General features: G+C 40.6%; 16 protein-coding genes. All 16 read left to right on the top strand.

Annotated elements, in window-relative coordinates; translation table 11 throughout:
• Window positions 1-55: 55 nt before the first annotated feature.
• Complete coding sequence (locus ACFFHF_RS17905; RefSeq protein WP_340902022.1) at window positions 56-1,798, top strand: adenine deaminase C-terminal domain-containing protein; 1,743 nt, start codon at window positions 56-58, stop codon at window positions 1,796-1,798.
• A gap of 55 nt (window positions 1,799-1,853) precedes the next feature.
• Window positions 1,854-2,894, top strand: a complete 1,041-nt coding sequence (locus ACFFHF_RS17900) for a DUF3048 domain-containing protein (RefSeq protein WP_160548534.1) — start codon at window positions 1,854-1,856, stop codon at window positions 2,892-2,894.
• 13 nt (window positions 2,895-2,907) lie between these two features.
• Window positions 2,908-3,222 (top strand): YerC/YecD family TrpR-related protein, encoded by a 315-nt coding sequence (locus ACFFHF_RS17895; RefSeq protein ID WP_160548533.1) that lies wholly within the window; start codon window positions 2,908-2,910, stop codon window positions 3,220-3,222.
• Window positions 3,223-3,691: 469 nt separating this feature from the next.
• Window positions 3,692-4,384, top strand: coding sequence for a heptaprenylglyceryl phosphate synthase (pcrB, locus tag ACFFHF_RS17890; protein ID WP_377058735.1), 693 nt, complete (start codon window positions 3,692-3,694; stop codon window positions 4,382-4,384).
• A 52-nt stretch (window positions 4,385-4,436) separates the two neighbouring features.
• A complete protein-coding gene (pcrA, locus tag ACFFHF_RS17885) occupies window positions 4,437-6,659 on the top strand; it encodes a DNA helicase PcrA (RefSeq protein WP_377058734.1) in 2,223 nt (740 codons plus the stop codon).
• A 136-nt stretch (window positions 6,660-6,795) separates the two neighbouring features.
• Window positions 6,796-8,802 (top strand): NAD-dependent DNA ligase LigA, encoded by a 2,007-nt coding sequence (gene ligA, locus ACFFHF_RS17880; protein WP_377058733.1) that lies wholly within the window; start codon window positions 6,796-6,798, stop codon window positions 8,800-8,802.
• Between the two features lie 10 nt (window positions 8,803-8,812).
• A complete protein-coding gene (locus tag ACFFHF_RS17875) occupies window positions 8,813-9,982 on the top strand; it encodes a CamS family sex pheromone protein (RefSeq protein ID WP_160548529.1) in 1,170 nt (389 codons plus the stop codon).
• Between the two features lie 108 nt (window positions 9,983-10,090).
• Window positions 10,091-11,638 (top strand): L-glutamate gamma-semialdehyde dehydrogenase, encoded by a 1,548-nt coding sequence (pruA, locus tag ACFFHF_RS17870; protein WP_377058732.1) that lies wholly within the window; start codon window positions 10,091-10,093, stop codon window positions 11,636-11,638.
• Between the two features lie 632 nt (window positions 11,639-12,270).
• A complete protein-coding gene (gene putP, locus ACFFHF_RS17865) occupies window positions 12,271-13,779 on the top strand; it encodes a sodium/proline symporter PutP (RefSeq protein WP_377058731.1) in 1,509 nt (502 codons plus the stop codon).
• 594 nt (window positions 13,780-14,373) lie between these two features.
• On the top strand, window positions 14,374-15,657 hold the full coding sequence (gene aceA / locus ACFFHF_RS17860; protein ID WP_377058730.1) for an isocitrate lyase: 1,284 nt from the start codon (window positions 14,374-14,376) through the stop codon (window positions 15,655-15,657).
• Between the two features lie 164 nt (window positions 15,658-15,821).
• Entirely contained in the window at window positions 15,822-16,247 is a 426-nt protein-coding gene (locus ACFFHF_RS17855; RefSeq protein ID WP_160548526.1) for a DUF1694 domain-containing protein, read from the top strand.
• A 122-nt stretch (window positions 16,248-16,369) separates the two neighbouring features.
• Window positions 16,370-16,660: an Asp-tRNA(Asn)/Glu-tRNA(Gln) amidotransferase subunit GatC gene (gene gatC / locus ACFFHF_RS17850; protein ID WP_160548525.1), complete on the top strand. Its 291-nt coding sequence runs from the start codon at window positions 16,370-16,372 to the stop codon at window positions 16,658-16,660.
• A gap of 11 nt (window positions 16,661-16,671) precedes the next feature.
• Window positions 16,672-18,129 carry an Asp-tRNA(Asn)/Glu-tRNA(Gln) amidotransferase subunit GatA gene (gene gatA, locus ACFFHF_RS17845; RefSeq protein ID WP_160548524.1) on the top strand — a complete coding sequence of 486 codons (1,458 nt, stop codon included), beginning with the start codon at window positions 16,672-16,674 and terminating at the stop codon, window positions 18,127-18,129.
• A gap of 11 nt (window positions 18,130-18,140) precedes the next feature.
• A complete protein-coding gene (gene gatB, locus ACFFHF_RS17840) occupies window positions 18,141-19,568 on the top strand; it encodes an Asp-tRNA(Asn)/Glu-tRNA(Gln) amidotransferase subunit GatB (RefSeq protein ID WP_377058729.1) in 1,428 nt (475 codons plus the stop codon).
• Window positions 19,569-19,803: 235 nt separating this feature from the next.
• A complete protein-coding gene (locus ACFFHF_RS17835; RefSeq protein ID WP_377058728.1) occupies window positions 19,804-21,525 on the top strand; it encodes a sensor histidine kinase in 1,722 nt (573 codons plus the stop codon).
• Entirely contained in the window at window positions 21,522-22,913 is a 1,392-nt protein-coding gene (locus tag ACFFHF_RS17830; RefSeq protein WP_377058727.1) for a response regulator, read from the top strand. Before ACFFHF_RS17835 ends, ACFFHF_RS17830 begins: the two co-directional genes overlap by 4 nt.
• Window positions 22,914-23,043: the final 130 nt, after the last annotated feature.

The raw sequence follows: 23,043 nt of genomic DNA, 5'->3' as shown, positions 1-23,043 counted from the left end.
CGTAATATGACAAATTTTTTCTAAGATAAAGGACACTGCTTAAGGAGGGACATACATGCTGGATCAACGATATCGATGGAAAAATAAACATATTAGAGAACATATTTCCGTTCTAGATGGAAATGTTTCTCCGACTATTCTATTAACAAATGCCAAGTACCTGAATCAAACATTTCGTGCTTGGATGACAGCGAATATATGGATATACGACGACCGTATTATTTATGTGGGCGACCAATATCCTGACAATGTAGACAATTGTGAAATCGTGGATTGCTCAGGTCTTTTACTGGTTCCAGGCTATATTGAGCCACATGCGCATCCCTTTCAAGTATATAATCCCCATTCGCTTGCACACTATGCATCGCAATATGGAACAACAACACTAATTAATGACAATATGGTACTTGCGTTGCAGATGGAAAAAAATAAAGCGTTCTCATTTATGAGGGAGATGCATAACTCACCAACTTCCATGTATTGGTGGTGCCGCTTTGATGCCCAAACAGAGATCCGAGACGAGGAGCAAATTTTTTCACATAGCAATGTGAAATCCTGGCTCGAACACGATGCAGTGATTCAAGGCGGAGAGCTGACCGGTTGGCCAAAGCTTCTTGATGGGGATGATATGATGCTCCATTGGATGCAAGAAGCCAAACGAATGAGAAAGAAAGTGGAAGGCCATTTTCCGGGCGCATCTGAAAAAACATTGGCAAAGATGATGTTATTTGGTGCAGACTGTGATCATGAAGCGATGACTGGAGAAGAAATTTATAATCGTCTCATGCAGGGTTATATGGTTTCGTTAAGACATTCATCTATCCGTCCAGATTTACCTGTCCTTTTAGATGAAATACATCAGCTGGGAATCACGATGTACGATAAATTTATGTTTACCACAGACGGCGCATCTCCTCACTTTTACGAAAATGGAATTATTGATAATATGATTCGAATCGCCATAAAAAAGGGAGTACCAGTCATTGATGCCTACAATATGGGGACGATTAATGTAGCACGCTACTACAATGTAGAACACCTCCATGGAAATATTGCGACAGGAAGAGTAGCGAATATTAACTTTTTGACAGATGAACGTAATCCAACCCCTGTATCGGTTTTGGCAAAAGGTCAGTGGGTGAAAAGGGATGGAAAAGACACCAATGCCTATGAGCAACTAAATTGGGTGGATATGGGGTTTGAACCGTTAAAGTTAGACTGGGAACTATCCATGGATGATTTTCAGTTCTCTATGCCATTTGGAATAAAAATGGAGAATGCCGTTATTACCAAGCCATATTCTGTGTCTATTGATGCCAATTATGATGAGCTTTCGTGTGACCATGATGAATGCTTCTTCATGCTAATTGATAAACATGGCAAATGGAGAATCAACACGATGTTAAAAGGATTCTCTAACAAGGTACAGGGTTTAGCTAGTTCGTACTCGACAACAGGAGATATTATCTTAATTGGAAAAAACAAGTATGAAATGATGAACGCCTTTCACCGCATGGTCGAGCTGGGTGGAGGAATTGTCATCAGTGAGGAAAGAAGAATTGTGTTAGAAATTCCACTGCCTTTAAGTGGAGTGATGAGTGACCACTCAGTTGAGAGGCTGGTTGAGGAAGATAAGGAATTGCTTGCTTATTTAAAAACAAAAGGGTATGCGTACGGCGATCCTATCTATACCTTGCTATTCTTCTCATCCACACATCTGCCGTATATCCGAATTACGCAGCAAGGGATGTACGATGTGATGAACAAAATGATACTCTTTCCAACGATAATGCGTTAAAATATAAAAGGACCTCATAGAAAAAGCATAGAAAAAGATTATTAGGGGTGTATTGATGCTTAAGAAATGGATAACAGTCGGATTGGCATCTGCCTTTATACTAACTGGCTGTAACAAAGTAGAAGAGGTTCAAAAGGAAAGTGAAAAACCAGTGGAAGAGGAAGATACAGTCGTAGAAGAAGTATCCCAAACTTTTGAAGCTCCTTTAACTGGTGTGGAACTTTCAGATGAACCATCTGGTCGAGCATTTGGTGTGATGATCAACAATGATCCAAAAGCAAGGCCGCAGTCCGCTCTAAACCAAGCAGACATCGTTTACGAAGTGTTAGCAGAAGGCAATGTGACGAGATTTTTGGCTATTTTTCAAAGCGAACATCCTGAAAATATTGGGCCAGTAAGAAGTGCAAGAGATTATTATATTGACCTTGCCAGCGGGTATGATTCATTATATATCGCTCATGGGTACAGTCCTGAAGCACAGGAAATGCTTACGAGTGGGGTTATAGATAATTTAAATGGAATGCAGTATGATGGTACGCTTTTTAAACGTGCGAGCTTCAGGCAAGCACCACATAACTCCTATATTTCTTATGAGAATATTTTAAAAGGAGCAAAGCAAGTCGGTTATGACATGTCAGAAACTCCAGAGGCACTGCCTTTTTATGAGGAAGACGAGTTAGCCAGTATCACAGGTGAAGCTGCTGAGAATGTTACAGTTGCCTACTTAAAGAGCAATCTGTTTAAGGTCGACTACAAATACGATACCAGTAGCAAAAAATATGCTAGATATTCAAATGATGAACAAACGATAGATTTAGATTCAGAGGAGCCGGTTCTTCTCGACAATGTCTTTATTGCGGAGATGGAGCACACTTTACTCGATGACTCTGGAAGAAGAGAGATTGATTTAACCTCTGGTGGAAAAGGGTATTTATTACAGCAAGGAAAGCTTCTTCAGGTAGAGTGGAAAAATGTAGATGGAAGAATTCTTCCTTTCTTAAATGGCGAAGAAGTCAAGTTTGTTCCAGGAAAAACATGGATCAATATCGTTCCAACGAATCCAGGATTGGAACAAACCGTTACGATACAATCATAAAGGAGTCTAGATCATGCAAATTGATAAATTAAGGGGCAAAGAGCTCGACCAGTTATTTAAGGCGGTTTTAACGTTAAAGGATTTAGAAGAGTGCTATAAATTTTTTGATGATTTATGTACGGTCAATGAAATCCAATCATTAGCCCAACGCTTAGAGGTGGCCCGTATGCTTCGTGAAGGGAAAACCTATCATAAAATCGAAACAGAAACAGGTGCAAGTACAGCAACGATTTCACGTGTTAAGCGTTGCTTGAATTACGGAAACGATGCGTATGAAATGGCATTAGAGCGTGTGAAGGAAGAAGAAGCAGGAACGGTTTCGGAGTAAAAAATAGCGGGATAAAAGGATTAGAGATGCAAATATCTCTAATCCTTTTTTAGCGCTTAAGCAATAAAGCGTGTTTGAAAAATAAGCGGAGAAATTTCTCTTAATTAAGGAAATCGTACTGAAAATAGCTAAATAGACGGAAAGATTCCGACTATTGACTCGAAAAACGTGAAAATCGGCAATTTTGCTTTGCTTAATCGGAAAACCTCCGCTTATTTACCCCAAAACAAGCTGTATTCAGGAGCCTAACCGGAAATTCTCCGCTTATTACCCTTACCCTGTGATCTACTATGTGAATCAAGACATAATAAGCAATTAAAATTTGCCAAAAAAAATGTCAATGAAAAACGCCCTGTGAATGATATCGTGAATTCAAGTGCTTTTTCATAAGAAATCTTTGGTTTTATTTTTTAGAAACTTTCGCTAGTGCTATAATGGTGTAATGTGATAGTAGAATGGAGGTTACAGCATGTACGATACAAGAGAATGGCGTCATGCTTTTAAATTAGATCCTGATAAAACAATCTCAGATGAAGCGCTGGAGAGAATATGTGAGTCAGGCACAGATGCCGTCATTGTTGGTGGAACCGATGGAGTAACGGATGAAAAGGTACTGGATTTAATGGCAAGAATCCGAAGATACACGGTGCCTTGTGTGTTGGAAATCTCCAACCTTGAGTCGATTACACCAGGCTTTGATCTTTATTTTATCCCAACGGTTTTAAATAGTCCTGACTCCAAATGGATTGTTGATTTACATCATCAAGCGGTTAAGGAATATGGGGATATCATGAATTGGGATGAAATTCTTGTTGCAGGATATTGTATCTTGAACGAAAATTGTAAAGTAGCCAAACTAACCCATGCCCAAACATCTTTAACCAAGGAAGATGTGGTTGCTTATGCGCAAATTGCTGAGAAGATGTTTCATTTGCCTATTTTTTATTTAGAATACAGTGGAACCTACGGGGACCCTGAAATTGTGAAGGCCGTTAGCCAAGCAACCCAGGAGACAACCGTGTTTTACGGTGGAGGTATTCATACATTAGAGCAGGCGAAGGAAATGGCTGAACTAGCAGATGTGATTATTGTGGGGAATGCTGTTTACGACAATTTAGAGGAAGCTCTTCAAACGGTCGGAATTAAATTGATTAAACGATAGTATAAAGGTAAAATAGAATAAGAACATATGTTTGTATGGTGGTGAAAATATAGTGCAATACTTAACAGATAAATTATTAAATGGTTTAAATCCAGAACAACAGCGAGCGGTGAAAACGACGGATGGTCCTCTGTTATTGATGGCTGGTGCGGGTAGTGGAAAGACGAGAGTACTAACGCATCGTATTGCCTATTTGATGGTAGAGAAACAAGTGAATCCGTACAATATTTTGGCGATCACGTTTACAAATAAAGCGGCGCGTGAAATGAAGGAACGTATTTATTCCATGATGGGGGGAGTAGCCGATGAAATTTGGGTATCTACGTTCCACTCGATGTGTGTACGTATTTTAAGAAGAGATATTGACCGACTAGGATACAATCGTAACTTTACGATTCTTGACACAACAGACCAACAATCCGTGGTTAAGACCATTTTAAAAGAAAAAAACCTTGATCCAAAAAAGTACGATCCACGTGCGATCCTTGGGGCTATTAGTTCAGCGAAAAACGAACTGATTGGTCCGGAAGAATTCGCGAAAAATGCGGGCGGTCATATGGATCAAATTGTTGCCGATGTGTACGAGCTTTATCAGAAGCGACTACGCAAAAATCAAGCACTCGATTTTGATGACTTGATTATGACAACGATTCAACTGTTTCAACGTGTTCCAGAGGTATTAACCTACTATCAACGAAAGTTTCAATATATCCATGTGGACGAGTACCAAGATACAAACCGTGCTCAGTATATGCTGGTTAAACTTATGGCGCAACGGTTCCAAAATCTATGTGTGGTTGGGGACTCCGATCAGTCGATTTATCGCTGGCGTGGGGCAGATATCGCCAATATCCTTTCTTTTGAAAAGGATTATCCGCGTTCAGAGGTGATCCTTCTAGAACAAAACTATCGCTCGACAAAGAGAATTCTTTTTGCGGCGAATGAAGTGATTAAGAACAATCTAAATCGTAGAGATAAGAATCTTTGGACGGAGAATCCAGAAGGAAATAAGATTTTCTATTATCGTGCGGACAGTGAGCAAAGCGAAGCGCAGTTCGTAGCAGGAAAAATTAAGGAAGCTATTCAAAGCGGTAAACGTAAATACTCCGACTTTGCCATTCTGTATAGAACCAATGCTCAGTCCCGTGTAATGGAGGAAGTGTTACTAAAGTCGAACATTGAATACTCCATCGTCGGCGGAGTGAAGTTCTATGACAGAAAAGAAATCAAAGATACACTAGCCTACTTACGCTTGATTGCAAACCCAGATGACGATATCAGCCTAACTCGTGTGATTAATGTTCCAAAAAGAGGAGTCGGGTCGAGTTCCGTTGATAAGATTGCGAACTTTGCGGACATGCATGATATGTCCATGTTCCAAGCACTGGGATCGATTGAGTTAATCGGATTAAGCCCGAAAATTACAAAGGCTTGTCGTGAATTTTACGATTTAATTAATAACTACACACATATGCAAGAGTATTTATCGGTGACAGAGCTTGTAGAAGAAGTGTTAGAGAAAACCGGCTATTATGAAATGTTAAAAGCGGAAAAATCGATTGAAGCACAAAGCCGACTAGAAAACTTGGACGAATTTTTGTCTGTTACGAAAAACTTTGAAGAAGGAAATGAAGATAAAAGTCTGATTGCCTTCTTGACCGATCTTGCCCTTGTTGCCGATATCGATAAGTTGGATGAAGACGGAAAGCAAGTCGATACCGTTGTGTTGATGACCTTGCACTCCGCAAAAGGTCTTGAATTTCCTGTTGTGTTCCTTTTAGGACTAGAAGAAGGAGTGTTCCCGCATAGCCGATCTCTTATGGAAGAAGCAGAGATGGAGGAAGAACGTCGCCTTGCTTACGTGGGAATCACAAGAGCGGAGGAAGAACTGTTTATCACGAATGCACAAATGAGGACCTTATTTGGGCGTACGAATATGAACCCTCCTTCTCGATTTATAGGCGAGATTCCAGCAAATCTTCTCGAAGGATTAGAGCCGAAAAAGCCGTCGTTACAATCACAGTCAGCCAGTCCTTTTGCCGCTAGACAAGCAGCCGCTGTACGTAAGCCGGTACTTCGTCCAATGACGAATTCAACGGGTGGAGAAGAGCTTGGATGGAAAGTGGGAGACAAGGCCGTGCACGGAAAATGGGGCACAGGTACCGTGGTTAGCGTAAAAGGCGAAGGAGAAGGAATTGAGCTTGATATCGCATTTCCTAAACCAGTTGGGATCAAACGACTGTTAGCGAAGTTTGCTCCTATAACAAAGGGGTAAGGTATTTCAATCAATCAAACGATTGATTGAAATTGCTTCAAACCATGATACAACTGGCACGAAGGCAATTCAATCAAACGTTTGATTGAAAATTCTTTTTCTATTTTAAAATAGTTCTGATGGAAGGGTTGAGTACATGGATCAACAAGCTGCGGAAAAAAGAGTACAAGAGCTGCATGTCCAGTTAAATCAGTTAAATTACGAATATCACGTATTAGACCAACCAACCGCTTCAGATGCTGAATACGATCAATTATTAAGAGAATTAATCAATCTGGAAGAAACGTTTCCTCAACTAAAAAGTCCGGACTCACCTACACAACGTGTAGGTGGAGCCGTATTAGATATGTTTGAAAAGGTACAGCATCAATCGCCTATGCTTAGTCTTGGCAATGCCTTCGGAGAGCAGGATTTGCTTGATTTTGACCGACGTGTTCGCCAAGCAGTGGGAGATCAAATTTCTTATGTGTGTGAATTGAAAATTGATGGTCTAGCGGTTTCGCTTCGTTACGAAAATGGTTTGTTTATTCAAGGAGCGACAAGAGGAGATGGAACCATTGGGGAGGATATTACGTCTAATTTACGTACAATCAAATCCATTCCCCTAAGATTAAATAAACCAGTGTCCATTGAAGCTCGCGGAGAGGTCTTTATGCCTCGAAAATCGTTTGAAGCATTGAATGCATTGAAGACAGAACGAGGGGAAGAGCTGGCAGCCAATCCCCGAAATGCTGCAGCCGGTTCACTAAGACAGCTTGATCCAAAGATTGCTGCATCACGTAATTTGGATATTTTCCTATATAATATTGCAGATGTAGGGGAGACCGGTGTGACTTCCCATAGTGCAGGCTTAGATTTGCTAGAAAGTCTAGGTTTTAAAACGAATAAGGAAAGAAGAAAATGTGCTTCTATCGAGGAAGTCATTTCTTATGTTAATGAGTGGACGGAGCAGCGACCAAATCTTCCGTATGATATTGATGGGATTGTGATTAAGGTCGATTCCCTCGCACAGCAGGAGGAGCTTGGTACAACGGCGAAAAGTCCACGTTGGGCCATCGCGTACAAATTCCCAGCTGAAGAAGTGGTCACGACTTTAAAATCAATTGAGTTAAGTGTAGGACGTACAGGGGTCGTTACACCAACGGCTATTTTAGAACCCGTCCGTGTAGCTGGAACAACCGTACAACGTGCCTCTTTACATAATGAAGATTTGATTCGGGAAAAAGATATCAAAATTGGCGATCAGGTAGTGGTAAAAAAAGCAGGAGATATTATTCCGGAGGTCGTAAATGTACTTGTTGAGAGACGTACAGGGGCAGAGGAAGAGTTCCGTATGCCAACACACTGTCCTGAATGTGAAAGTGAACTAGTGAGGCTTGAAGAGGAAGTGGCGCTACGTTGTATTAATCCGAAATGTCCGGCGCAAATCAGAGAAGGATTAATCCACTTCGTATCAAGAACGGCTATGAATATTGATGGTCTTGGTGAAAAGGTCATCAGTCAGTTATTTGCCGAACAATTGATTGAAGATGTGGCAGATATTTATAAACTATCCTTTGATCAGTTGATTCAATTAGAGAGAATGGGAGAAAAGTCAGTTAACAATCTGATTGAAGCGATTGATGCTTCAAAAGCCAATTCCCTTGAAAAGCTGTTGTTCGGATTAGGCATCCGTCACGTGGGAGCCAAAGCAGCAAAAACTCTTGCGCAGGAATTCGAAACGATTGACCGACTGGCGGTGGCTACGGCTGAGGAGTTAACAGCCATCAACGAAATCGGAGAAAAAATGGCCGAATCGGTGGTCGCTTACTTTGAGCTTGAAGAAGTGAAAGAATTAATTGAAGAGCTAAAAGAAGCAGGAGTTAATACCACTTATCTTGGGCCGAAAAAGGTTGCTGTTGAAAACATTGATCATTTTTTTGCGGGGAAAACGATTGTCCTAACTGGAAAGCTAGAACAGCTTTCTCGTAATGAGGCAAAGGAACGAATCGAAGCGTTTGGCGGGAAAGTTGCAGGAAGTGTAAGTAAGAAGACAGATTTGGTGATCGCTGGGGAAGAGGCAGGATCCAAATTAACAAAAGCAGAACAGCTAGGAATTGAAGTATGGAATGAAGAGAGATTAGTGGAAGAATTGAAGAAATAGAGGTGATACCATGAGGAAGATTCTAATGGTTGCTCTTACCGTTCTCTTGAGTTTAACCGCCTGTGCTCCTAATCTTCAGAAGCAAGAAGAGGTGGTACAGGAAAACGAAGATACAAAGCAAAAGGCCATTATACCGAAGTATCAGATTTCTGATCAATACTATCGGACGATCCTCCCTTTCGAGCCCTCACAAGCAAGAGGGTTAATCGTAAATAACTTAAACACAAGATACGATATCAGTGAGTTTGAAACAGGGTTAATGAGGCTTGCGCAAACATCCTTTGGTCCAGATAAGTACCTTTTTAAGGAAGGGCAAAATCTTGACCGGGAAACGGTTGGTTTATGGTTGAACCGTAAAATGACGGCGACGCAGCTACAAGATGCTGGTTTAAAAGAAAATGAAAACATTGGTTTGAATCCGCAAATTCCTGAAGGCGGAGATATAGCTGCGAACAATGAACAGAACCCGATTTATTTAGCGCATCTTCTTGAGCACAACTATCTTCTTAAAGATGAAGACGGAACGGTTCGTCTCGGAGGAGTGGTGATCGGTCTGGCATTAAACTCTGTTCACTATTACCAAAAGGAAGCATACGGTGCCACGTTTGAATCCGAAATATCTCAAGCCAAACTTGAAGAAGAAGGAAAGAGAATCGCGGCAGAAGTACTGACGAGACTACGTGGGATGAAGAGCTTAGCGAATGTCCCTATTACGATTGCCCTTTTTAAACAGAAAAGTCGCTCTTCTGTCGTTCCAGGGAATTTTATCGCTTACGCATCAGCAGATAAAGGAAGTTCAAAATTGGGTGCTTGGCAGAGTGTGAACGAAAATTATTTTCTGTTTCCGTCTACCGAAGCAACCAATGCCCATCGTGATGATGTGACTTTCTTTTTGAATTTTAAACAGGACGTGGAAACCTATTTCCCAAACTTTAATGGTGTTATAGGTCAGGCTTTTTATGTAGGAGATCAGCTTCAAGAGCTGAAAATCGATATCCCGATCCAGTTCTACGGAAAAGCAGAAGCAGTGGGCTTCACGCAGTACGTAACAGGATTGGTGATGGAGCATTTCCCTGACTATTATTCAGTCGAGGTGAACATCACATCCGTGAACGGACAAGAAGGTTTGATCGTGAAAGAAGCTGGAGACAAGGAACCATTTGTTCATATTTATCAATAATTCCAAAGACAAGGTGAATGCCTTGTCTTTTTTTACTTCATTTGAAGGTGCGTTCATTTGCATGCTAGAATGGGGATGGAACGTTTTTATCATAAGGAGGCGGAAGAATTGGTGCAACCGTATAAACATGAACCATTCACAGACTTTTCTAATGATCAGGAACGCGAAGGATATTTATTAGGCTTACAAACAGTAGAAGGATATCTTGGTCAGGACTATGATTTAATCATTGGTGGCGAGCGAGTTTCTACAGAAGAAAAAATTGTTTCATATAATCCATCACATAAAATAGAAGTCGTAGGACGCGTATCTAAGGCAAATCGTGAACTAGCAGAAAAAGCCATCCGAGCGGCTATGGAGGCATTTAAAACTTGGAGAAAAACAAAGCCAGAATTACGTGCAGATGTACTCTTTAAAGCCGCTGCAATTATTCGCCGTCGCAAACATGAATTCTCTGCCCTGTTAACAAAGGAAGCGGGGAAACCTTGGAGAGAAGCGGATGCGGATACAGCCGAAGCGATTGATTTCCTCGAATATTACGCGCGTCAAATGCTGTTGCTGAAGGACGGCGTGCCGGTAAATAGCCGACCAAATGAATTTAATCGTTATGACTATATTCCATTGGGAGTAGGAATTGTCATCTCTCCTTGGAATTTTCCGCTAGCCATCATGGCTGGAACAACCGTAGCCGCGATCGTAGCAGGAAATACCGTTCTTCTAAAACCAGCTTCCACCACTCCTGTGGTAGCAGCGAAGTTTGTGGAAGTGATGGAGGAAGCAGGATTACCAAAGGGTGTATTGAACTTTGTACCGGGTAGCGGAGCGGAAGTTGGTGACTACTTGGTTGATCACAAGGATACACGTTTTATCTCCTTTACAGGATCAAGAGATGTGGGATTACGAATTTTCGAGCGTGCTTCTAAATTGAATGAAGGACAGATTTGGTTAAAGCGTGTGATTGCTGAGATGGGTGGAAAGGACACGATCGTCGTTGATAAGGAAGCGGACCTTGAATTAGCGGCACAGTCCATTGTTACCTCGGCATTTGGCTTCTCTGGTCAAAAATGTTCTGCGTGCTCCCGTGCAGTTGTCGTAGAGGATGTTTACGATACCGTATTAAAGCGTGTGGTGGAGTTAACCAATCAGTTAACTCTTGGTAATCCGGAAGAGCAAAGCGTGTATATGGGACCTGTGATAGACCAGAATGCTTTTAATAAAATCATGAGTTATATTGATATGGGAAAAAAGGAAGGCCGTTTAGTCGCTGGAGGAGGGGGAGATAACTCGAAAGGCTTTTTCATTAAGCCTACCGTTTTCGCTGACTTAGCCCCGAATGCACAATTAATGCAAGAAGAAATCTTTGGACCGGTTGTAGGTTTTACAAAAGCTAAGGACTTTACAGAAGCCATTAGCATCGCAAATAACACGGAATATGGATTAACAGGAGCGGTTATAACCACCAACCGTGAACACATGCAACAAGCACGCGAAGACTTCCACGTAGGAAATCTATACTTTAACCGTGGCTGTACAGGTGCGATTGTCGGGTACCAGCCATTCGGAGGCTTCAATATGTCAGGAACGGACTCAAAAGCGGGAGGACCTGATTACTTGCTGCTGCATCTGCAGGCTAAAACAACATCTGAATTGTATTAATTAATATGGTAGCACCACTCCAGTTGGGGGTGGTGTTTTTTGGTGAGTTGAGTGCTCTGGAGCAAGGGGTGGTGGTAGTTATGACGTGAATGTGAAGGGGGAACGACAGTGAGAAGTCATAGGAGCGGGTTATGACGCGAGGGCAAGGAAAAAAGAGTGGGAGAAGTCATAAGAACAGAGTTATGACGTGAGAGCGAAGGTTGAAGGCTCGAGAAGAGTCATAAGAAGGAGATTATGACGTAAACGAGAAGGAAAATGAGAACGAGAAGTCATAAGAACAGAGTTATGACATCACGGCAAGGGAAATACCACTTGAGGAGTCATAAAAATTAAGAAAAATGTAAGAGCTAGTTCACTAGAATTCCACCCGAAAAGCCCACTTTTCCAACTTAATTTTATAAATTTCAGTGTATACATATCAGTAAACGGGGAGTTGAGCCCTATAATCATACAGAACCTATGAATATTTATGAATTAATCCTTTAGTTTTCAGATAATTCAGTTAGATAGAACCTAGTATGTATGCTACGCTTGTTATGTTGGTTCGGCCACGGCAAGAAATTATGTGTATAATTTTACAGAAAAATTGTATGAACCAATAAAATCGTTGAGAGGGGAAATGTGAAAAAAATATGGAAACAGCTACGTTAGTTACTTTTATTGTGTATCTAGTTGGCATGCTGATCATTGGTTTGATCTCATTTAAGCTAACTAGCAATCTATCGGACTATGTCTTAGGGGGAAGAAGTCTTGGGCCCGGTGTCACAGCATTAAGTGCTGGTGCCTCTGATATGAGTTCATGGCTGCTACTTGGGTTACCTGGACTTGCTTATGCCACTGGATTAGATTCCATTTGGATGTGTGTTGGTTTAATTATTGGTGCCTATTTAAACTGGAAGTTTGTTGCATCCAGACTACGATCGTACACTGAGGTGGCGAATGATTCGATTACGGTCCCCGATTTTTTTGAAAATCGCTTCAAAGATCAATCACGTTTACTACGAGTGATCTCCGCGTTAGTCATACTAATCTTTTTCACCTTTTACGCGTCCTCAGGTTTAGTAGGAGGAGCACTGTTATTCCAAGAAACGTTTGGAATGTCTTATAATACAGCTCTCTTTATCGGAGCCATTGTTATTATTTCGTATACTTTCTTAGGAGGCTACTTAGCGGTGAGTTGGACGGACTTTTTCCAAGGTTTATTAATGTTCTTAGCATTGGTGATTGTTCCGATTGTCGCAATTTTTAAATTAGGTGGTTGGGGTGAATCGATGGACGCCATCCGCAGCATTGATCCTTCCTATCTCAATGCATTTGATTCCGTCACGGCTTTAGGAACGATCTCATTACTTGCTTGGGGATTAGGGTACTTCGGTCAACCGCATATTATCACCCGCTTTATGGGCATTCGATCTACCGAGGAAGTTAGAAAAGCCAGATGGATTGGGATGAGCTGGATGACCATTTCGATTGCTGGTGCGATTATTGTAGGGTTGGTCGGAATCGCTTATTTTGCAGATAATCCACTTATTACAGCCGACGTAAATAATAGTGAGAAAGTGTTTATCTTTTTCTCAGATATCTTGTTTAATCCTTGGGTATCAGGAATTCTGCTTGCTGCCATTCTTTCGGCAATTATGAGTACCATTGATTCACAGCTATTAGTATCTTCCAGTGCGTTAGCTGAAGACTTCTACAAAGCGCTGTTCCGAAAGAATGCTAGTGATGCAGAATTGGTGTGGGTTGGTAGAGCAGGAGTCATCGTGATTGCTCTTGTTGCCATTGCACTTGCTTATACAGGCAATCCTGAAAATGGTGGAGCGTCTATCTTAGACCTTGTTAGTTATGCTTGGGGTGGATTTGGAGCAGCATTCGGTCCGGTAATCATTCTGTCTCTTTATTGGAAGCGAATGAACCGAAATGGTGCATTAGCGGGGATGATCACAGGTGCTGTTACCGTGGTTGTGTGGAAGCAGTTAACTGTGGCTGGCATGATCCCGTTTGAATTATATGAAATTGTGCCTGGATTTATTTTAGCGACAATTGCCATTATCGTATTTAGCTTAACAGGAAACGAACCGAAGAAAATTATTAAAGAGGAATTTGTTGAAGCGGTTGAGAATGATATTGAGAGTAAATAATGGATGAACCACTCGCGGGGTTGCGAGTGGTTTTTTGTTTTCGCCTTGCTTGCTAGAGCCTAATTGCCCGTTTGAGTCTGAATGGGTGGCTGGCGGTCAAATAGAGAGGTTCTAATTGCCCGCTGGAGTCTGAATGGGTGGCTGTCGGTCAAATAGAGAGATTCTAACTGCCCGCTGGAGTATGAATGGGTGGCTGGCGGTCAAATAGAGAGGTTCTAATTGCCCGATGGAGTCTGTTTGGGTGGCTGTCGGTCAAATAGAGAGATTCTAACTGCCCGATGGAGTCTGAATGGGTGGCTGGCGGTCAAATAGAGAGGTTCTAATTGCCCGTTGGAGCCCGAAATGGTGTCAGATGGTCCAATAGGAGAGTTCTAACTGCCTGCTAGAGCCCCGCTGAACCTCAACTGGTCAATTAGAAAATATCATCTGTCGCCCCTAGCTAAGCCAGTTCCGCTTTTGAAATTTGTCGAAAAAATAATCTGAAAATTTTAGAAAAAGTGGTTCCTATCTCCAAATCTCTGTTATATAATACAACATGTAAAGAAAACTGTATTATAACAAAAGGGACAAAAATCGAAGGGAGAGGTTTTTACAATGACAAATGAAAGAGTAAGAGAGTTACAGGAGAGCTGGGAAATGGATGCGCGTTGGAAGGGGATTGAAAGACCGTATTCTGCCGAAGAGGTGATTAGATTAAGAGGTTCGATTGATATTGAGCATACATTGGCACGAAGGGGAGCAGAAAAGTTGTGGAAGCTGGTGAATGAAGAAGACTTCGTAAACGCGCTTGGCGCATTAACGGGCAATCAAGCGGTTCAACAGGTGAAGGCGGGCTTGAAGGCCATATACTTAAGCGGGTGGCAAGTGGCAGCAGATGCGAACCTTTCTGGACATATGTATCCCGATCAAAGCTTGTATCCAGCAAACTCTGTACCGAGTGTGGTAAAGAGAATTAATCAAGCATTACAACGCGCGGACCAAATTACTCATTCAGAAGGAGACGACTCGATCGATTGGTTTGCCCCAATTGTGGCAGATGCAGAGGCTGGCTTTGGTGGACAATTAAACTGTTTTGAACTGATGAAAGGCATGATTGAAGCAGGCGCGGCGGGTGTTCACTTTGAAGATCAACTGTCTTCTGAGAAAAAATGCGGTCACTTAGGCGGAAAAGTACTACTTCCAACGCAAACCGCTGTACGCAACCTCATTGCGGCGCGTCTTGCTGCGGATGTGATGGGTGTTCCAACTGTACTAGTGGCAAGAACGGATGCGAATGCGGCGGACCTGATTACTAGTGATGTGGACCCAATTGATGCTCCGTTTATCACAGGGGAACGAACACCGGAAGGATTTTTCCGAACAAAGGCAGGACTTGATCAAGCCATTGCAAGAGGATTAGCGTACGCACCTTACGCCGATCTGATTTGGTGTGAAACATCCGAACCAAATATTGAAGAAGCCCGTCGATTTGCCGAAGCGATCCATGAGAAATTCCCTGGAAAGCTTTTAGCCTATAATTGTTCTCCATCGTTTAACTGGAAGAAGAAGCTTGATGATGACACGATTGCAAAGTTTCAAATCGAGCTTGGAAAAATGGGCTACAAATTCCAGTTTGTCACGCTAGCTGGTTTCCATGCGCTTAACCACAGTATGTTTGAACTTGCTCGTGGTTATAAGGACCGTGGAATGGCAGCGTATTCAGAGCTTCAGCAAGCAGAATTTGCTAGCGAAGAAAATGGCTATACGGCTACAAGGCACCAACGAGAAGTGGGTACAGGTTACTTTGACCAAGTCTCAATGGTGATTTCTGGTGGCACTTCTTCCACCACAGCTTTAAAAGGTTCAACGGAAGAAGAGCAGTTTACTGCAACAAAGTAAGAGGCTTCAAACTTGTTTTACACCTTTATTTGTAAACCTCCATTTTGTCCTTCTCTTTCTCATGAAAGGGAAGGAAGTTTTTTTGTCCTAACGATTGGGTTATACTTTATATACGAACAATTATTAGGGGAGTATCATACAAATTTAAGGAGGAGGGATGATATATGCGACCGGATATTGATGATTATTTGCAGCAAGGGATTCACGGAAAAAAGGAAATCAATCCTGATGAAAGACGCCGATTTTTAGGAACCTTACGAGAACGTGTTGTTATTGCCTTAAAACAACCACAGTTGATTGAACCAGGTATCTATCCAGAGGTAGAGACCGCTTTAAAAGAAAATAAAAAAGCGCATCTCTATTTGAATGGCAACATGAGCTACGAGTTTTTGTCTAAGTATAAAAAAGTAGCCGATCAATATGATGTAGAGTATACGCTTGTGACAAACAAAGAATATGACTCGGAGCTGGGGCTTGTTCTTGCCTATGATTACGCAATAGATAAGGAAAGCATTTATGTCGAAAAGAAAGTAACCATAGATCCAACTCCAAAGAAAAAAGGCTTCTTTGGAAAGCTATTTGGCAATTAACTCGGCAGTCGCGAAAAGTAGACTGCTTTTTCTTTGGATTCTCTTTGCTCAAACCCTAAAACTTTGTTATCATCAGTGTATTATTGTGTGAAAAGTTCAAAAAAATTTATGGAGGTGAGAGGATGTCAAGAATATCCATCGATGAGGTAAAGCATGTGGCGCATTTAGCGAGACTTGCGATTACTGAAGAAGAAGCTGTGAATTTTCAAAAACAGCTGGATGCCATCATTACATTCTCGGAGCAATTGAACGAGCTTGATACAGAAAATGTGGAACCGACGTCCCATGTTTTAGATATTAAGAATGTATTAAGAGAAGATGTTTCAAAAGAAGGCTTGCCACAAGAGCTTGTCTTAAAAAATGCACCAGATCAACAGGACGGACAAATCAAAGTTCCGCCGATTATTGAGTAAGGAGGGACCATATGAGCTTATTCGATCAAAAAGTATCTGATCTTCATGAACAGTTACATAAAAAAGAAATTAGTGTGTCAGATCTTGTAGATGAGTCGTATAAAAGAATAGCAGAAGTAGAAACCCAAGTGTCTGCGTTTTTAACATTAGATGAAGAGCGAGCACGAAGCCAAGCTAAAAAACTAGATGAAAAGCTAGGAACGGACGAGGCAAAAGGTTTGCTGTTTGGTATGCCGGTAGGGGTTAAAGACAATATTGTAACGAAAGATTTACGTACAACAGCAGCAAGCCAAATTCTACATAATTTTGATCCTATCTATGATGCTACTGTTGTGACAAAGCTTCAGGAAGCTGAAACGATTACGATTGGGAAATTAAATATGGACGAGTTCGCCATGGGATCATCCACGGAAAACTCAAGTTTTAAAAAGACGAAAAATCCGTGGAATATTGAAACCGTTCCTGGTGGGTCTTCAGGCGGTTCAGCAGCAGCCGTAGCAGCCGGTGAGGTTCCGTTCTCATTAGGATCTGATACAGGTGGGTCCATTCGTCAGCCAGCTAGTTTTTGTGGAGTGGTTGGGTTAAAGCCTACCTATGGACGAGTATCTCGTTTTGGCTTAATTGCTTTTGCTTCTTCGCTAGACCAAATTGGTCCAATTACTAGAACCGTTGAAGACAACGCATATGTTTTACAGGCCATTGCTGGTGTGGATCCAATGGATTCAACGTCCGCCAATGTTGAGGTTCCATCATATGTGAATGCCTTAACAGGTGATGTGAAAGGGTTAAAGATTGGGGTTCCAAAGGAATATATCGGAGAAGGTGTGAACCCAGAGGTTCGTGAATCAGTCATGAAAGCTCTTGCGACACTTGAAAAGTTAGGAGCCACTTGGGAGGAAGTTTCTTTACCTCACTCAAAGTATGCTCTCTCAACTTATTACCTATTAAGTTCTTCCGAAGCGTCTGCTAACCTAGCACGTTTTGATGGAGTCAGATATGGCTATCGTTCGCCGAATTCGAATAATTTAATGGAACTGTATAAAAACTCTAGAGCAGAGGGCTTTGGAGATGAAGTGAAACGCAGAATTATGCTTGGTACCTTTGCTTTGAGCTCAGGGTATTATGATGCGTATTACAAGAAAGCACAAAAGGCACGTACATTGATTAAAAAGGATTTTGAAGATGTATTTGCGAAGTATGATGTCATCGTTGGACCAACGACACCAACACCTGCTTTTAAAATCAGTGAAAAAACAAGCGATCCATTAACAATGTATGCAAATGATATTTTAACCATTCCAGTAAATCTTGCTGGGGTACCTGGAATTTCTGTGCCATGTGGTTTTGATCAAGGACTGCCATTAGGTTTACAAATTATCGGTAAGCACTTTGACGAAGCAACTGTCTACCGTGTAGCTCATGCATTTGAGCAGGCGACAGACTTCCACAAGCAAAAGCCAGGTCTGTAAGGGGGATAAGAATGGAATTCGAAACGGTAATTGGACTTGAAGTCCATGTAGAGTTAAAAACAGAATCAAAAATCTTCTCTGCAAGTCCCAACCATTTTGGTGCGGAACCTAATACCAATACAACGGTGATTGACCTTGGATATCCAGGGGTGTTGCCGGTCTTAAATAAAAAGGTGGTTGACTACGGGATGAAGGCTTGTATGGCCTTAAACTGTCACGTTGCAACACATACGAAGTTTGACCGGAAAAATTACTTTTATCCAGATAACCCGAAAGCATACCAGATTTCCCAATTTGACCAGCCGATTGGTGAGCACGGGTTTATCGAAATCGAAGTCGATGGATATAAGAAGAAAATCGGCATCACAAGAATTCATTTAGAAGAGGATGCTGGCAAGCTGAATCATGAAAATGGATATTCTCTGTGTGACTACAATCGTCAGGGAACGCCTCTGATTGAGATTGTGTCAGAGCCGGATATTCGTACAGCGAATGAAGCCTATGCTTATTTAGAAAAATTAAAATCAATTATTCAATATACTGGAGTTTCTGATTGTAAGATGGAGGAAGGCTCCTTACGTTGTGATGCGAACATTTCCATTCGTCCAGTAGGACAAGAGGAATTTGGGACAAAGACGGAGTTGAAGAACTTAAACTCCTTTAACTTTGTTCGCAAAGGAATCGAATATGAAGCGAAGCGTCAGGAAGAAGTCGTTCGTGCTGGGGGAGAGATTCAGCAGGAAACACGCCGTTATGACGAGACAACCAATACCACTTTATTAATGAGGGTCAAAGAAGGTTCGGAAGATTATCGTTACTTCCCTGAACCAGATTTAACGGATTTGTATATTGATGAGGATTGGAAGGCTCGCATTCGTGCGGAAATTCCAGAGCTTCCAGATTCAAGACAAAAGCGTTATACCGAAGAGTGGGGCTTACCTGCGTATGATGCGGCTGTATTAACGGTGGTTAAGGAAACAGCTGACTTTTTTGAAGCAACGGTTGCAGCAGGAGCGGATCCGAAACAAGCATCTAACTGGATTATGGGAGAATTATCAGCCTACTTAAATTCCGAACAAAAGGAACTGGCTGATGTAGCTCTAACACCAGAAGGTCTTGCGGGAATGATTAAGCTCATTAGCGACGGAACGATTTCTTCGAAGATTGCGAAGAAGGTATTTAAAGAGCTAATTGAAAAAGGCGGAAGCGCTGAGAAAATTGTCAAAGACCAAGGTCTAGTACAAATTTCTGATGAAGGTGCTCTACTAACCGTCATTGCCGAAGTTCTTGATGCTAATCCACAATCCATTGATGATTTTAAAAATGGGAAGGAAAAGGCCATTGGATTCCTGGTTGGTCAAATCATGAAAGCCACCAAGGGTCAGGCGAATCCTCCATTAGTAAACAAGTTATTACAACAAGAGATACAAAAGCGATAAACAATGATAAGGGGATATGATGTTCAATATGAGCATATATCCTCTTTGTTTATTTAACATTCGAAAGTAGCGTTTTGGGTATTCTTTCTATTGACTCATCTTTATCAACCAAACCACCTTTTGCCTCTTTTATTTGTAAGTTTCTCCTATTAAATTAGTAAATCTAGTTATAAAAACGTAATCATGGTAGAATGTTGTCGATGAATGAAAACGCTTTAAAGGGGTGAAAGATTCTTTGATAAAGATTAATCAAGTAACTTTTAAAAATAGGATTATCTTTATTTTTCTATGTAGCAGTTTAATTCCCTTTATATGTTTGGGGTTTCTTTCCTTCTATACAATAGATTCTATCCTGCGTAATAAAGTAGAAAGTTCACTTCAAAGTAATTTGAAGCAAGATTTAATCACTTTAGAAAATACATTAAATAACTTAAATCATGTCTCTCAGCAGCTTGCATACGGTGCAAGAGTAAATGATTTCTTTGAGGAATTAAAAAATGAACGAGAGCCCTATAATCGTATTCAGCTTCGAAGTGAAATTAAAAGTGAAATAAATTTGATTTCTTTTTCAAATCCCAATGTAGGTTTAATTATGTACTACTATCCCGAGAAGCAAGAATATGATTTTGAAAGTTTTAGACTCCGTGGGGACTTTTTGCCAGACGAACTTCCAATAATGGCTAAGTACTCGGAAATTACATACTATGGACCTCACAAAAGTTACAACGGGTTAATTAATCAGTATGTATTTAGTACGATGTGTAAAGTGAATTTACCTAATCAAAATGTTTATCTATATATAGAGACGGGACGCAATGCTTTGGAAACTATATTTGCTCCTGAGAATAAGAAAGAGGACTCCCGTCGTTTACTTATACTTGATAATGATGGGAAAATTACCTTTAGTGAAAATAAAACAGCTTTCCCTGAGAATAGTATGTTTGTAGATTACAGCAAATCAGAAGCTAGCTCTGGATATTATAAAAACTATTTTTGGAATAAAGAAACAAGTAACCAAGGATGGAGTATTGTTTCCATTACCCCAGTTGAGGAGCTGAACAAGGAACGAGACAAATGGCTCTTTCAAGCTGCTTTAATATTGACCTTTTTCGTAGTCGTTGCGTTATTATTTGCTATGTTAATGTGGAAGATGGTCTATAACCCGTTGAAAAAATTCAACAAGGAAGTTAAATCCCTAACTCAGTCTACTACCGAGCAAACAGAATTAACTAAGATACCTGAATTTGATGATTTACTTTATCAGGTGAGAAGTATGAAGACGAAGATATGGGATTTGTATGCTGAGATTGAACAGAAAGAAAAGCGACGAGCAGACTTAGAAGTAGAAAAACTTCTATATCAAATAAATCCACATTTCTTAATGAATACACTAGATACCGTGCATTGGTTGGCTGTCTTTAGTGGTCATGAAAAAATAGATAAGGTGGTCCTCTCCTTAAATAAGTTACTTAGCTATAATCTTGGGAAAATGGGTGAGTCCACAACGGTTACGAAAGAAATAGAGGCTGTAAAAGAATATTTACAGTTGCAACAAATTCGCTATGATTTTCAATTTGATGTGGATATAGAAGTAGATGAAACCACGATGGAATTATCGATTCCACGTTTCCTCCTTCAGCCCCTGGTAGAAAATGCTCTTTATCATGGTGTTAGTGACGACGGCTACATACACGTAAATGTTAAGTTGTATGATTATTTAGAGATTACCATTCAAGATAATGGCTCTGGTATGTCAAGAGAAGAAATAAACAGCTTACTTCTTGATGAGTCAAAAAATAGTCAAAAGGTTGGAATGGGCATCGGCTTGAGCTATGTGAAACGAATCCTGGAAGCGAATTATGGCGAGAAAGCTAATTTAGAAATTAAAAGTGAAATTGGAAAGGGGACAATCGTTACTTTACGAATCCCTGTCTCTGGAGGTGAAAGATCGCTATGATTCGAGTTTTAATAGTAGACGATGAAAAAATTGTTCGTAAGGGCTTAATTTCCTTTATGCCCTGGGAAGATTTTGGGATGAAGGTTGTAGGAGAAGCCAATAATGGTGAGAATGCACTCCAGATTATTGAGAAAAACAAGGTGGATTTGTTATTAACGGATTTATCCATGCCAGTCATGTCGGGTATTGAATTAATGAGAGAGGTTAGAAAAAAATACCCACATATTCAAATAGTCGTTCTAACTCTACATCAAGATTTTGAATATGTTCAAGAGGCACTCCGCCTTGGAGTGATTGACTACATTGCCAAAACTCAGTTAGATAAAGAGCAATTTGAAGATGTACTAGGTAGAATTGCTTCCTTAATGGAACAGAAAGATTTATTAAAAGGAAATCTTATTCCTCAAGATGAATTAGAAAACGTCGAAGAAATCTTGGCATTATTCGCTTTAAACCCACAAAGTGATGAGCTGAAATTGGATGCCTACTTATCAGTTGGAGCCTTAGAAGCGGATCTGGGTATCTGGTATTGGCTAACTATAGAAGAACAAGATAGGAAGTCACTCCAGGATTGGGTAACCAAAACTTTTTCATCAAATTCAGGTTTTGTATTAATACGTTTCCATGGACTTAAACATTTGGATCGAAAATCAATTTTGCAACTTCTAAGGGGCTATCAAAAGGGTGATTTATTTTATGATTATGACCCATTACAGCCTTACAAAATTGTAAACAGTGAAGATATACTTAACAAAGTAAAAAGAGAAACTGGATATGATATGAGTCAAATCAAAGCAAAATGGCTATCCGGTGAATGGATCCATAACGATCAATTGTTTGAACATATGCAAAATGAACTTAAATCATTCAGGCTGCCACCGATCCGGTTAACAAGGATGTTCTTTTCTATTACAGATGAATGGAACCGCCTCTACCAACCAATCCTTTCTGAGCCAATTATTATCGAAGATTTTTTAACCAATTGGGTTCAATTTGAGACTTGGTTAAGGGAAACGAGAAAACAATTAAAAATGATTAAAATGAAGTCTACCTATTCTTTAGAGATACAAAATAGTATCTTACAAGCCATGAGCTTAGCGCAGCAAATGTTGAATAAACATATAACAGCAGGAAACATGGCCAAGAGAGTTAATATGAGTAGTAGCTATTTCAGCCAGTGTTTTAAAGAAATTGTTGGTCAAACATATACAGATTATTTAAGAGACATACGGATGGAACAAGCAAAAGATTACTTAAGAAACACAACTAAAACGATTCATTGGATTGCAGAACAGGTTGGGTATACCGACGAAAAATATTTTAGCAGACTATTTCGAGAGCATGTAGGTGTTTTACCGAGTGATTATAGACAAAAGGGTAGTATATAAAGTTGGTTAGAAAACGTACGAAAAAGGGGTAGACATTTTTCATACGTTTTTTTTATTTTTAATAAATAGTGAACCTATTTTGTAACCGCTTTCTATCTCGTGAAATCCTTCTGTAGTGGTATATTGAAAC

Source organism: Robertmurraya beringensis (assembly GCF_042433785.1).
GTDB classification, from domain to species: Bacteria; Bacillota; Bacilli; order Bacillales; family Cytobacillaceae; genus Robertmurraya_A; species Robertmurraya_A beringensis.
The sequence above is the reverse complement of the archived record's forward strand: the minus strand, read 5'-3'. Positions and strand labels throughout refer to the sequence as shown.